The following is a 14703-nucleotide window of genomic DNA, read 5'->3' on the forward strand; positions in this document are numbered from 1 at the left end:
TGCATTGGAAGGTAACGAATTATTTCCGGTTTTTTTAAAGCTGAACACGCTGCACACACTCCTAATCGGGGCGGGGCCCGTGGGTCTGGAAAAGCTAAATGCTTTGTTAGCCAACAGTCCGGAAGCTAAAATAACGATCGTTGCACAGGAAGTATTACCTGAAATAAGTGCTATTGCTAGTGCGGCCTCCAATGTTGTCATTTATGAAAGGGCTTTTGCCGAGGAAGATCTGGATGATGTGGAGCTGGTGATGGCTGCGACCAATAATGAACAGCTCAACACACAGATCAGGTTATTGGCTAAAAAGAAAAAGCTGCTGGTTAACTTTGCGGATAAACCAGCTTTATGTGATTTTTATTTGGGTTCTGTTGTTAAAAAAGGTGATTTGAAAATTGCTATTTCAACCAACGGAAAATCACCCACGATAGCCAAGCGGTTAAAGGAAATATTAAATGAAAGTTTACCTCAGGAAATAGATACCACACTGCAGCATATGTCGGCCTTAAGGAATAAACTAGAGGGGGATTTTGCCTTGAAAGTCAAAAAGCTTAACGAGGTTACTGCTGTGCTTGTGGAAGATCAGGACAGCAGTGCTGTGAAGTTAAATGTTAAATGGTTAGTATGGGCAATGATTGCCATGATGCTAGCTGCAATGTTATTTTTTGTTTTATAAAAATTTACCAAATGAACACCCAATTAGCTGAAATAGCTGAGCACATAAAGGATAAGGATCCGGTTGCGGCCCTGCAATATTTTGCCGGGCAATACCCAGGGTTGATTACCTTTTCTACCAGTTTTGGCTGGGAAGATCAGGTTTTAACAGATTTGATTTTCAAAAATAATATCCCTATCGAAGTTTTTACCCTGGAAACAGGAAGATTATTTCCTGAAACTTATTATGTTTGGAACCGGACGCTGGAAATCTATCAGAAACCGATTCATGCTTATTTTCCACAAACCGAAGCTATACAACAGCTCGTGGAGAAAAAAGGACCCAGTAGTTTCTATGAGTCCGTTGAAAACCGCAAGGAATGCTGCCATATCAGGAAAATAGAACCTTTAAAACGTGCTTTAAGCGGTAAAAAGATATGGGTTACCGGTATTCGTGCTGAACAATCCTTAAACCGGCATGATATGACTAACCTGGAATGGGATGAGTCGAATCAGCTGTTAAAGTTTCATCCGCTGTTTGATTGGAGTTTGGAAGAAGTTAAGGCCTATATAAAAGAACATAACGTAGTTTATAACACCCTTCATGACAAGGGTTTCCCCAGTATTGGTTGTGCACCCTGCACCCGCGCAGTTGCTCCCGGTGAAGATTTCAGAGCCGGAAGATGGTGGTGGGAAGATCAGTCGAAAAAGGAATGTGGCTTACATGCCACTCAATAATATTAAAATATGAGTAAGAATAATTTAGATTATTTAGATGAATTAGAAGCGGAGGCCATTCACATTTTACGCGAAGTGGCCGGTCAGTTTGAAAAGCCTGCTTTATTATTTTCAGGAGGAAAGGATTCCATTACGCTGGTAAGACTTGCTGAAAAAGCCTTCCGCCCGGGAAAATTTCCATTTCCATTGGTACATATTGATACAGGACACAACTTCCAGGAGACAATCGATTTTCGTGATCAGCTGGTTGAACGCATTGGCGAAAAGTTAATTGTAGGTTATGTACAGGAATCTATCGATCAGGGAAAAGCAGTAGAACAAAAGGGTAAGAACGCCAGTAGAAATTCACTTCAAACGGTGACTTTACTGGATACCATTGCTCAACATGGCTTCGATGCCTGTATTGGGGGTGCAAGAAGAGATGAGGAGAAAGCAAGAGCTAAAGAGCGGATTTTTTCTATCAGGGATGAATTTGGACAGTGGGACCCTAAACGTCAGCGGCCTGAATTATGGAATATTTACAACGGCAGAATTCACAAAGGTGAGAATGTGCGTGTATTCCCTATTAGTAACTGGACGGAACTTGATGTCTGGAATTATATCAAAAGGGAAAAAATGGACCTGCCCTCTATCTATTTCGCCCATGAACGGGATTGTATTACCCGTAATGGACAATTGATGGCAGCATCGCCATTCTTAAACATGGATGATGAAGATCTTGTTGAACGTAAAACGGTACGTTTCCGTACGGTAGGTGATATGAGTTGTACTGCAGCTGTTGCTTCGGATGCCATAGAACTAGATGACATCATTGAGGAAATTAGTCAATCAAAAATAAGTGAACGCGGAGCCAGGATGGACGATAAAGTATCGGAAGCTGCTATGGAAGACCGCAAAAAAGGAGGATACTTTTAATGAATATATTAAAATTTTTTACAGCAGGAAGTGTTGACGATGGTAAAAGCACCTTAATTGGCCGCTTGCTATATGATACAGACTCCATTCTGGCAGATCAGCTAGAAGCTTTACAACAGTCGAACCGTAAAAATGATGACGGTACAATTGATCTTGCTATTTTAACCGATGGTTTAAGGGCAGAAAGAGAGCAGGGGATTACCATTGATGTTGCTTATAAATACTTTCAGACAGAAAAAAGAAAATTCATTATAGCAGATACACCCGGCCATATTCAATATACCAGAAATATGGTGACCGGTGCTTCCAATGCAAATCTTGCCATTATTTTAGTGGATGCAAGAAATGGTGTGGTGGAGCAAACTGTGAGACATTCTTACCTGGTTTCTTTGCTGGGAATTAACAATGTAGTGGTTTGCCTGAATAAAATGGATATGGTGGATTACAGTGAAGAGGTATACCAATCCATCACGGATAGCTATAAATCACTTGCCGCTAAGCTTAACCTGAAGGAGGTGAACTTTATCCCTGTAAGTGCTTTAAAGGGTGATAACATTGTCAATTCCTCTATCAATATGCCTTGGTATAAAGGCGAGAGCCTATTACATTTCCTGGAGAATGTGGAAGTTGATGGCGGTGCGAAATCACCGTTTGCAAGAATGCCTGTGCAATGGGTGATCAGGCCGCAAACAGATGAGTTGCATGATTACCGTGGTTATGCAGGTAGAATTTTAAGTGGCTCTTTTAAAGTAAATGATAAAGTTACGGTGTTACCCTCAGGTTCTCAGTCGGAGGTGGAAAGAATAGAAGTATTTGACCAGACCCCTGAAGAGGCCACTGCAGGAATGTCGGTGACGATACACCTCAAAGATAACATTGATATCAGCAGGGGTGATATGCTGGTTAATTCAGATCATATTGCCAAAAATTCACAATTAATCGAGACTGATATTTGCTGGATGGACAAACGTCCGCTTGATGAAAGTATAACTTACCTTATTCAGCATAACAGTAAGGTGACTAAGTGCCATATTAAAGAAATTATATTTAAAGTGGATATCAATACCCTTGAGAAAAACGATGCTTATGATTTCTCTTTAAATGAAATTGGTCGGGTAGTCATTAAAACTGCTGATGCTTTACCATTTGATTTATATGAAGATAATAGGGCAAATGGCTCTGCTATATTGATTGATAGCAGAACAAATTTAACCGTAGCCGCATTGATGTTCAGGGCTGTAGTAGAATAATAGCTTCTTTTTACCGGGTAACACGTTTGGAATTTAAGACAGGCGTATAATTATTGCATATGGAAAATAACAGTAGTTTATAAATAGTTTATTTATTTTACTGTTATTTTTCATTAATAATTCATACTTTAAGGACAATATTGAAGTCGTTTAAAATATGGAAATTATACACGTAAGTGCAGAGTGTTACCCGGTAGCAAAAGTTGGCGGATTGGGTGATGTAGTTGGCGCTTTACCTAAATACCAGAACAAACTTGGACATATAGCCAAGGTAGTCATGCCGGCCTATGATACCCGGTTCATGAAGGAGAATGAGTTTGAAGTGGTATATGATGGATGGGGTAATTTGGGTTTCCAGGACTTTGCCGTCAGGATATTCCGGGAAAAGACCAATAAATTAGGGTTTGACCTGTTCCTTGTTCATATTGCCAATTTCACAGACCGCCCGCAAGTATATGGCTATCCAGATGATACAGAGCGTTTTATCGCTTTTCAGATCGCAACCCTTGACTGGATAGCGCAGTGGCAGCATTTACCGGATGTTGTACATTGCCATGATCACCATACAGGTTTAATTCCTTTTATGATGTCCAACTGTTTAAAGTACAGGAAATTAATTGCTGTGCCTACGGTTCTGACAATACATAATGCACAATACCAGGGTCAATTTGGTTGGGACAGGTTGAACTATATACCTGCATTTGATAGCTGGAAAGCCGGTCAGCTGGATTGGAAGGGTATAATTAATCCGCTTGCTGCTGCAATTAAGTGTGCTTGGCGAATTACGACCGTATCACCGAGTTACCTTGAGGAGATTAGTTATCATGCCAACGGGCTGGAAGATCTCCTGGCCCAGGAGCGCGGAAAATCTTTTGGAATACTGAATGGAATAGACAATGACGTATGGAATCCGGCAAAAGATGCCATGCTGGAGCAGGGTTATAACATAAAAACACTGGAAAAAGGAAAAAAAGCAAACAAAGAGGCCCTGTGCCGTGTTTTCAACCTTGATCCGTCGAAACCATTATTTACATTTATTGGGCGTTTGGTGGGTGAAAAGGGAGCAGATCTATTGCCTGATATTTTTTACAATGCACTTCATCACTATCATGGGGAAATCAATGTATTGATATTGGGTTCAGGTGACCACCAGGTAGAAGGCAGGTTGATTCATTTAAAAGAAGCCTTCCCCCAACATTATAATGCTTACATAGGGTATAATGAACAGTTATCGCATCAGATTTATGCAGGTGCAGATTTCCTGCTCATGCCGTCAAGGGTTGAACCCTGTGGCCTAAATCAGTTATATGCACTTCGTTACGGCACAATTCCTATTGTGAGGAGAATCGGAGGATTGAAAGATACTGTGGTTGATATAGGGGATGGGGGATATGGTATCTGCCACGACCAGACCAGTGTCTGGGATGTGGGCCATGCCATAGGAAGAGCATTCGATCTTTACAAGGATAGCAAACGGATGAAAGAAATACGCAAGTTTATGATGCAGCTGGACCATTCATGGGATAAAGCTGCACAACAATATATTGACCTGTACCAATTGTAAAACTATAAATATGACTGAAAAAGTATTGGGAGTAATCCTTGGCGGTGGCCAGGGTTCCAGATTGTCTCCGCTCACTCAAACACGATCAAAACCAGCTGTTCCGATAGCTGGTAAGTACCGTTTAGTAGATATTCCGATATCGAACTGTCTCAATTCAGGCATACACCGTATGTTTGTTTTAACGCAGTTTAACTCAGCATCGCTAAACAAACACATTAAAAACACGTATCATTTCAGTCATTTTAGTGATGCCTTCGTAGATATCCTTGCAGCAGAACAAACTCCTGATAATCCTACATGGTTCCAGGGGACAGCAGATGCAGTAAGGCAAACCATGCACCACCTGCTTAACCATGAATTTGAATATGTGCTGATTCTCTCTGGTGACCAATTATACCAGATGGATTTTAATGAGATGATCAATGCACATATCGAAGGGGGTGCAGAGATTACGCTGGCAACGATTCCGGTAAATGCAAAAGATGCAACAGATTTTGGAATCCTTAAAGCGAATGAGGCACATCATATTACTTCGTTCATTGAGAAACCGAATGCTGAAGTATTAAAAGGTTGGGCTTCTGATACTGGGGAAGCGATGCAGGCCGAAGGCCGTAATTACCTCGCTTCTATGGGGATTTACCTTTTCAACAAAGACTTGCTGATTAAGATCTTTGCAGAGAATGCAGATGAAAAAGACTTTGGAAAGGAGATCATTCCACGGGTAATCCAGAGTTACAAAGTCTTCAGTTACCAATATGAGGGCTATTGGACAGATATTGGTAATATCTCCTCATTTTTTGAAGCAAATCTTGGTTTGACTGATGACATTCCGAAGTTCAATTTATTTGATAGTCACCACAGCATCTTCACCCGCCCAAGGATGCTTCCGCCTTCTAAAATTTTAGGTACTACACTTGATAAAACGGTCATTGCCGAGGGTTGTATCCTGCAGGCAGATGATATTAAACATGCTGTTATCGGCATCAGGGCCAGGATCGGGAAAGGTTCCAAAGTTGAGAATGCCTATATTATGGGAAGTGACAGGTACCAGACGCTGATCGAGATACAGGAAGAAACAGATTTTGGCCGTCCGTTGATCGGGGTAGGCGAAAGATGTATTATCCGGAATGCCATCTTAGATAAGAACTGCAAGATTGGTAACGATGTGAGTATTGAAGGTGGACCACACCTGGCAGATGGAGATTTTGGTACCTATGCTGTTAAAGATGGTATTGTTGTCATTAAGAAAGGTGCTATTATACCAGACGGCACAAAAATTTAAATTGTTTATTTAAACACCAGGGGAAATCAGTTTGATCGAAAGAAGCTGTTTAAATTCAGCAATCCCCGGTGCATTATCATATTGGTTCGGTAGTGGTTAATCCATTATCCGAACCTTTTTTTTGTGGCGAAAGGTGGCTTTGAAATACGAGTAGCTGATTTGTGTTATCTTTGCAATATGCAAAGAACCTTTACTGATCAGCTGCACAGGGAAGTTATCCTTGATTATCCGCCAAAAAGGATTATATCCCTGGTGCCTTCTCAAACCGAGCTGTTATTTGACCTGGGGTTAGATGAGGAGATCATCGCTGTGACAACATTTTGCATTCATCCGGGGGAAAAAGTTAAAGGAAAAGCTAAAGTTGGCGGAACCAAAAACCTGGATATAGAACTGATCAGAAGTTTAAAGCCAGACCTGATCATTGGCAATAAAGAAGAAAATGTAGAAGGGCAGATTGTTGAACTTATGCTGGAATTTCCTGTCTGGATGAGCGATGTCAATACACTTGAAGATGCGAAGCTTACGATACATCAACTTGGTGAGATGGTAGACCGGGCACCTGAAGCTGCTTACCTGAACCATTTGATCTCGGCAGGCTTTAATGATTTGCAGACGCTTGCACTGCAGCATAACATCAACAAAAAGGTAGCCTATTTTATATGGAAGCATCCTTATATGGTTGCCGGGCAGCATACCTTCATCAATCATATATTGGCCATGATTGGGTTTAGCAATGTGGTAAAATCTTCAAGATATCCAGCGGTAGAATTAAGTGACCTGCAATTGCTGGATCCTGATGTCGTGTTTCTTTCTTCGGAGCCCTATCCTTTCCGGGAGAAGCACATTAAGGAGATAGAAGCGGCCTTACCGCGGGCGGCAGTAATGCTGGTAGATGGAGAAATGTTCTCCTGGTATGGCAGCAGGCTGGTCAAAGCTGTTCAATATCTTTTTCAACTCCAAAAAGAATTTAAATAATCATACCTCATCCTTAAAAAGGTTGAAGAAAATAGGCATAAATAAATAAATAAAATAGGCATTCAATAAAAAAGCATTTTGTTTAAGGTGTATCCATTAAACAAAATGCTTTTTGCCCCATGAGAATGCTTTATTTTAACTCAGCGATGGCTGCATCGATATAAGCTAAACTAGCCTGATCGCTTTGTTTTTGTTGTTTCAGCTGCACCAGGAAATTGGTGACAAATGCATTGGCACCATAAGATTTATATTTCACACCTATCGTTTTTACGGCATCAACACCAGTTTTTACCGCGTTGATATCGTTCACCTTGCCCAACATATTCATGTAGGCGGGGATGAGCTGAATTTGTTCCTGGGTTCCCAGCGTTGAAAACTTCTCAGAGATGAACGGCAATTCTTTCTCCGTACCAAACTTTGAATAAACGTTGACGATCGCTTCGGTCAATGCTTTTTTACTGTTCTTTTCAAATGCTTTTGCCGTAACCATGGCATCCTGTGGTTGTTGTAGCGCAATGGCCATTAACGATGCACCTTGAACAGCATAGGAGTTACCTTCCAGGCCTTTTTTAAATAGCGGCAGATCAGCCGGATTGTTAAAATAGGCCAATGCGGTGATAGCCTGTGCCTGGACCCTGGAATTGGAATCCCCTAGCGCCATAGTTTTAATTGCTGGCAGCGAAGCTTTGGCTAATTCAGGATGACTAAGATCAAGTTTCTGCAGGGCGCTCAACCTTAAACCATGGAATTTGTCCTTCAAGGCAGCCAGCATAATTTTCACACCTTCAGGATCTTTCTGGCTTTTAGCGGCTGCATCAATAGCTTCCAGTCTATCCAGGTATAACGGTGCATTGGCATATTGAAATGCATATTCCTTCATTGACTTGTTATCCGTTTTTTCCGCAAGCAAGATCTTATCTGCATCCACATTTACCATGTCAGGTTGACCTGCGGTCTTAAAGGCGAAGCTTTGTACGGCATCCTTAACCACTACCTGATGACGTTGTTTTTGTCCGCCTGCATAAATATCAATAGCTATCGGTAAGGTGAATGCCATCCCTTCCTGCGTTTGTTTGATGGTCACTTTTTGTGTTTTAGTGACCTCATCCCAGCTGTAATCGATCGTTAATTTTGGGTGACCAGCGTTAAAATACCATTGGTCAAAGAACCAGTTCAGGTCTTTTCCACTCACTTCTTCCATCGCCAAACGCAATTGGTGTGCCTCGCCGGTTTTAAAGGCGTTTTGCTTTAAGTAAAGGCTCATGCCTTTATAAAAAATATCATCCCCTAAAAAGTTGCGCATCATGTGTAAAATGCGTCCGCCTTTCTGATACGAGACTAAGTCAAAAACATCTTCTTTATCATGATAGTGAAAACGAACCAATTTTTTTAGGGCCTCTTTCTCAGAACCCAGGTAATTGGACATATCGACAAAGTTATGCTCGTCGGCCACATCTTTGCCATATTTATGTTCTGCCCATAAATATTCGCTGTAATTTGCAAAAGATTCATTTACCGTTAAATTGCTCCAGCTTTCCGTAGTCACATAATTGCCAAACCAATGGTGGAACAACTCGTGGGCAATGGTACTTTCGGCCGTTCCATAAGTTTCATCCAAAATCTCTTTTGGTGTACGTTGCACATAGTCGCCATGAAGGGTAGCCGTGGTGTTTTCCATGGCCCCGCTTACAAAATCACGCACAACAACCTGGCTATATTTGTTCCAGGGATAATCCAGGTTAAGAATTTTGGAGAAAAAGGTCATCATTTCTGGTGTTTTTCCGAAAATATCTTTTGAGAAAGGTGCGTAAGCAGGCTCCAGGTAATAGCTTACCTCTTTATCCTTCCACTTGTCTTTGTAGATTTTAAAATCCCCAACTGCCATCATAAACAAATAGGGGGCATGGGGTAGATCCATTTTCCAGGTATCGGTACGTGTACCATTATTGTTCTTCAATTGTGTAACCAGTTTCCCATTGGATAGGGTCACATATTTTGAAGGCACCGTCATGCTAATTTCAGAAGTGGTCTTTTGGTTGGTTTTGTCAATGGTGGGGAACCATACAGACGAAGCTTCGGTTTCACCTTGTGTCCATATCTGGACTGGCTTTCCCGCCACCGTACTATCAGGATTTATAAAATACAGCCCTTTGGCATCAGTAATCGCTGCGCTACCCTTGCTTTTCAGCTCGTCAGGCTTAGCAATATACTCAATGAACAAGGTGTATGACTGCCCCGGTAGATATTTCTTGTCTAACTGAATGTGGATCTGCTCCTGGTCATAAGTATATTTAAGCTTTTGAACTGCCTTCCCATTTACCAGGGCTACTGTTTTTAACTCCATGCCTTTGGCATCCAGCGTTAAAGAATCTGTTGCATAGGCATAAGGCTGAAGGGTAACCCACGCTGCACCTAATAGCTGTCTTTTGGCATAGTCAAATTTAACATCAAGTTTGGTATGCACCAGAGCATTTACTTTGGTCGGTGTTGCACGGTAAGTTGAATTTATTTTGGCAACAGCAGCGGTATCCTGTTGTGCATAAACACTATTGGTGGCGAGCACAAACACCAGGCATGCATAAGCTGATCTTCTTATTATATTTTTCATTAGCATATATTTTGTTACTTAAATTTGAAGAAGCTATCTAAGCCAGCTTCAATGTATTCTCTTAAAAAATTAAAAATACTCAATCCGCCTTTGCCATAAAAATAATTTCTTCCCAAATCCTTGATGTATCAGGTTTTATACGGAAAAATGACGGAAAGATAACCTTTAAAATTTCATAATTAGCGCCATAAATTAAGTATATGTTTAATTAACTGAGGTATACTGTATAAGTAAGATAATTGTTGTTATTATTATTAATGAGGAGTGGTTTTTGATTGGTTGATTGTGGTAGAGATCTTGCCATCAACATTTAACCTATTAAAAATACATTATGAAAAACAAATCAATATTCAAAAGTCTGCTTACAGGCTTCGCGATTTTAGCCATCACTACTGGCTTAACATCCTGCAAAGATAACGATGAAGATGAAACAGGTACAGTGAATCTTAAGGTGGTGAATGCCTCACCGGGCTCAACTCCCCAGGGTTTTTTCCTTGCGAATAGTACGGTAGTTTCGGGTGGACTGGCTTTTGGAGATGCCAGTGACTATATAGTCACTAATTCAGGCAACAACATGGAAGTTCAATTTAGAAATGATGGTTCTGCCTCCCCCTATGCTACAGGCAACTTTGATTTTGAAAGAGGACGGTATTATACCATTTTCTTAGCAGGTCAGGGACAATCAGCCAGAATTAAAGTGTTTAATGATGATATGTCTGTCCCAGCATCCGGACAAGTCAAGGTGAGATTTATACACCTGAGTGATGCCGCCCCTGAAGATGTCGACATCCGACGCGGGTCAGGGGATAATTTAATTGTTGATCTTGAACGTGATGAGGCCAGTAATTATGTAACGGTGGCTCCAGGCATTCTGAGCCTTGATGTGTATGCAACCGGTCAAACTACCAGTTTAGGTAATTTTGACTTGACTGCTTTATTACCTGATAAAATTTATACCGTTTTTATTACAGGTTCAACAACAGCAGACATCGAAGTGCAACAGGTTGTTCACAATTAAAAGCAGCTTATTTATAAAGAATTGTAAAAGTATTTCAAAAAAGCCGGTCCTCAACCGGCTTTTTTTATGGAACGCACACTCGTCCCAATGGTTATTTTTTGAAGTTAATTATCGAATATTTAAATCTTATCTAAAATTTTGATATTTAAAGAGAGTTTCCTACCTTAATACAAGATTAATTCTATGTTTATTAAACTTAAAAATTTAAAAACTTAAAAAGCAAATCTTAAGGCCAAGAGATAAACAAGGCAATCAGAATCTTCAAATTCATTTTTATTAAAGGAATTTAAAAGCAACCAAATATTCTGTTAGAACTCCCAATCGGTTTATCATTCTCAAGCATCCCTTCTTCCTTTATTAAGAATCTTTTTGTTTCTGATCATTTTTTATTGCAAGTAACCATAGCAAGCTCCCTTGCAATTTTTTTAGCGCTAAAAAATATTGATCAAATCGAAATCATTACTAATCTAAGAACCCATATGAAACTTAAACATTTACTTTGTACAGGTATTCCTGTGCTCTTGTTGATGGGGAATCAAGCTTTTGCAGCATCCACTGCAGAAGTTAGCGGTAAGAGTGATGCTCTAAGTCTTTTCTTTTACCAGAATTCACCACAAAAAATTCTAATTACCGGAATCGTCCTCGATGAAAGTTCTAATCCTGTTCCGGGTGTCAGCGTTAAATCAGTTAAAACCGGCAGATCAACGGTAACCGATGAAGGCGGAAAGTTTAGCATCGAGGTGGATAGTCCTAGTGAAACGCTAACCTTTAGTTACTTAGGCTATAACCAACAAACCCGGACCGCCGGCTATGGCACATCACCGTTAACCGTCAGGCTCGAGCCGTCGGAGGGGGTCAGGCTGGATGACATTGTGGTTGTTGGTTATGGTACACGGCGAAAATCTGACTTAACAGGATCGGTTGGTTCTGTGAAACAGGAACAGTTAGCAGAACGTCCGGCGGCTTCCCTAAACCAGGCGTTGTCAGGTCGTATTGCCGGTGTGCAGGTCAACTCCAATTCCGGTCGCCCGGGCGGACAAACCAATGTCCGGATTCGTGGTTTCAGTTCCATCAATACCACCAATAATCCCTTGTATGTTATTGATGGCGTTATTCTACCCGTTGGTACACAAACACAAAACAGTAATGCCATTGATTTCCTCAATCCCGGGGATATCGCTTCAGTGGAAGTACTTAAAGACGCATCATCTATTGCCATTTATGGAGCCAGGGGTGCCAATGGTGTAATTTTAATCACCACTAAAAAAGGAACTTCTACCGGCGGCAGAATTACTTATGATGTTGATTTCAGTGTGCCTACCATTGGTCCGAACCGGCTGGAGATGCTCAATGCAAGAGAATATCTTGATGTGGAGAACCTTGCTTATGAAAACGCTGCAATTTATGACCCGGCCGGCTTCGCCGCAGGCAACTATACAGATCCAAGGATCAAAAGACTCTCGTTGCCATTGCTATTCGATGCCAGCGGTAATCCGCTCTATGACACCGACTGGTTTGAAGAAGCCTCACAAAATAAATTGTCTCAAAACCACCAGCTCGGATTTTCAGGTGGAAATAATGAAACTACTTTTGGTGTTTTCATCAATTACAGGGATGATAACGGCTTGTTGCGAAACTCTTACTTGACACGCTATTCAGGCAGATTTACCGTAGAGAGTCAGTTAAAACCATGGGCAAAGATAGGGGGTAACTTAAACTACACTAACCAGGAAGAAAACCTCGTTGATATCGGTACAGGCGGCCTCAACTCCGTGCGTATGATTACGGAAAGTTTTTCATTTCTACCCGTAACTTACCCTGATGGCACCTGGGCTGATAACCAGAATTACCCGGGTGCAGAGGGCGGGTCTAACCCTGTGCACATTTTATCCGACAGGCAATATAAACTGCAAACGCAAAACACTTTGGGAAATATTTATGCCAACATCACGCTGATGGAGGGATTAGAGTTCCGCAGTGTTTTAGGCGCCAATGTAGTTACACGTGGCCGGAGCGAGTACAATGGTCGTTCTTTGTATGGACTTTCTTTTGACCAGAGAGGTACAGCGCTCCTTGATAACAACCGGGAGAATTACTGGTCATTTGAAAATTACATGACCTATAACAATACCTTTAAAACTGACCATGCGGTGAATGCGGTGTTGGGTTTATCGTGGCAGGAGACCAATATTTTTGGCTTCACGGCTTCCGGCGAAAACTTCTCCACAGATTATTTTGGGGAAAATAATTTAGGTTCTGCCAGCAGACCGCTTCCGGGAGCATCCAGAAGATCCAGGTTTTCTTTTAATTCCTATTTCGGAAGATTAAATTATACCTGGAAAGACAAGTATTTATTTACTTTCACTGGTCGTGCAGATGGTTCTTCTAAATTCGGTGAAAATCATAAATATGCATTTTTCCCTTCAGGTGCCTTCGCCTGGAGAGCTTCTGAGGAAGACTTTTTAAAAGATCATAAAGTCATTTCCAATTTGAAATTACGTGCAAGTTATGGTGTAACGGGTAACTCCGAAATCAATACTTATGCATCTTTGTCTTTATTGGGTACTGACTATGCCGCCATCATCGACAATACCAGGATCGGGGGTGTGGGTACCAACAGACTGGCCAACCCTGATTTAAAATGGGAGAAAACAGCGCAGACAGATATTGGTATGGAGCTTGGATTATTCGATAACAGGATTAATATAGAAACCGATTATTATTACCGGAAAACAACGGACATGTTACTTGCCGCCCCGGTGCCTACTTCAAGCGGTTATACATCCATCACCAGAAATGTGGGTAGTATGCAGAATAGAGGCTGGGAGTTTGCCATCAATACCACCAATATCACCACCAAAGATTTTACCTGGAATACATCTTTCAACATCTCTATCAACAGAAATAAAGTGTTGGAATTGGCTACACCAGCAGATATTTTTGGATTGGGTAACCCGAGTTTCACCAACGAAACAGGAATCATCAGGGTGGGAGAGCCCGTTGGTTCTTTCTGGGGTTTAAACCGTCTGGGTACCTGGAGTGAAAGTGAGCGGGCAGAAGCGGCCAAATATACTTACAGGGGCGGAAAGCCTTTGTTGCCGGGAGATGTTAAATATGAGGATGTAAATGGTGATTATGCCATTAACGATGCCGACAGGATGATTATTGGTAATGGAAATCCAGATGGATGGGGTGCTTTGATCAATAACCTAAGGTATAAAAACTGGGAAATGGTGCTGGATATTCAATATTCCTATGGCAGTGATGTTTTAGATATGAGTACCCACTCGGCAGAAGACCGTGTTGGTATTGCCAACAGTTATAAATCTGTACTCAATGCCTGGACTCCTCAAAACCAAAATACACCAATTGCTGCCATTCGTGATACCAGGGCTGGTTATGTCACCAACGTTGATACACGCTGGGTACAGGACGGTTCTTTTATCCGCGGGCGTAACCTCTTGATTGGCTACACCTTCCCAACTGATATTACACAAAAGCTAAGGCTGGGCAGGTTGAGGGTGTATGCTTCCGTGCAAAATTTCTTTTTGATTACCGACTACAGGGGCAATGACCCTGAAGTAACCACTTATTCAAATGCCTTTGCACAGGGACAGACGTTTTTCGATTACCCTAAGCCAACTACTTACTTACTGGGTTTAAACATTGGTTTATAAGTTAACTATTCTTCATTAAACATTG

The 14703-nt window shown here is 41.3% G+C and carries 10 protein-coding genes; 9 read left to right on the forward strand and 1 reads right to left on the reverse strand.

Translation table 11 applies throughout. The annotated features are described in order from the left end of the window. The first annotated feature begins 4 nt into the window (after positions 1–4). The 7 genes from WG905_RS02045 (at position 5) to WG905_RS02075 (ending at position 7375) form a co-directional block, all read left to right on the forward strand. Entirely contained in the window at positions 5–673 is a 669-nt protein-coding gene (locus WG905_RS02045; RefSeq protein WP_339590026.1) for a precorrin-2 dehydrogenase/sirohydrochlorin ferrochelatase family protein, read from the forward strand. Between the two features lie 11 nt (positions 674–684). Beyond that, positions 685–1389: a phosphoadenylyl-sulfate reductase gene (locus WG905_RS02050; protein WP_339590027.1), complete on the forward strand. Its 705-nt coding sequence runs from the start codon at positions 685–687 to the stop codon at positions 1387–1389. Between the two features lie 9 nt (positions 1390–1398). Further along, positions 1399–2304, forward strand: a complete 906-nt coding sequence (cysD, locus tag WG905_RS02055) for a sulfate adenylyltransferase subunit CysD (RefSeq protein ID WP_339590028.1) — start codon at positions 1399–1401, stop codon at positions 2302–2304. Then, the gene (locus tag WG905_RS02060) at positions 2304–3554 is read left to right on the forward strand and encodes a sulfate adenylyltransferase subunit 1 (protein ID WP_339590029.1); all 1251 of its coding nucleotides are present in this window, start codon (positions 2304–2306) and stop codon (positions 3552–3554) included. The genes cysD and WG905_RS02060 overlap by 1 nt, the downstream gene beginning before the upstream one ends. A 157-nt stretch (positions 3555–3711) precedes the next feature. After that, complete coding sequence (locus WG905_RS02065) at positions 3712–5118, forward strand: glycogen synthase (RefSeq protein WP_339590030.1); 1407 nt, start codon at positions 3712–3714, stop codon at positions 5116–5118. Positions 5119–5128: 10 nt separating this feature from the next. Beyond that, positions 5129–6400 (forward strand): glucose-1-phosphate adenylyltransferase, encoded by a 1272-nt coding sequence (locus WG905_RS02070; RefSeq protein ID WP_339590031.1) that lies wholly within the window; start codon positions 5129–5131, stop codon positions 6398–6400. Positions 6401–6577: 177 nt separating this feature from the next. Then, complete coding sequence (locus WG905_RS02075; protein ID WP_339590032.1) at positions 6578–7375, forward strand: helical backbone metal receptor; 798 nt, start codon at positions 6578–6580, stop codon at positions 7373–7375. Positions 7376–7505: 130 nt separating this feature from the next. Here WG905_RS02075 and WG905_RS02080 read toward each other — a convergent pair whose 3' ends face one another. Beyond that, positions 7506–9983 carry a M1 family aminopeptidase gene (locus WG905_RS02080; RefSeq protein ID WP_339590033.1) on the reverse strand — a complete coding sequence of 826 codons (2478 nt, stop codon included), beginning with the start codon at positions 9981–9983 and terminating at the stop codon, positions 7506–7508. A 331-nt stretch (positions 9984–10314) separates the two neighbouring features. Between WG905_RS02080 and WG905_RS02085 the strand changes: the two genes are divergently transcribed. Both WG905_RS02085 and WG905_RS02090 read left to right on the forward strand, forming a co-directional pair. Further along, on the forward strand, positions 10315–11001 hold the full coding sequence (locus tag WG905_RS02085; RefSeq protein WP_339590034.1) for a DUF4397 domain-containing protein: 687 nt from the start codon (positions 10315–10317) through the stop codon (positions 10999–11001). A gap of 479 nt (positions 11002–11480) precedes the next feature. Continuing rightward, positions 11481–14678: a SusC/RagA family TonB-linked outer membrane protein gene (locus tag WG905_RS02090; protein WP_339590035.1), complete on the forward strand. Its 3198-nt coding sequence runs from the start codon at positions 11481–11483 to the stop codon at positions 14676–14678. Positions 14679–14703 lie beyond the last annotated feature (25 nt).

This window comes from Pedobacter immunditicola, from assembly GCF_037482985.1.
GTDB classification, from domain to species: domain Bacteria; phylum Bacteroidota; class Bacteroidia; order Sphingobacteriales; family Sphingobacteriaceae; genus Pedobacter; species Pedobacter immunditicola.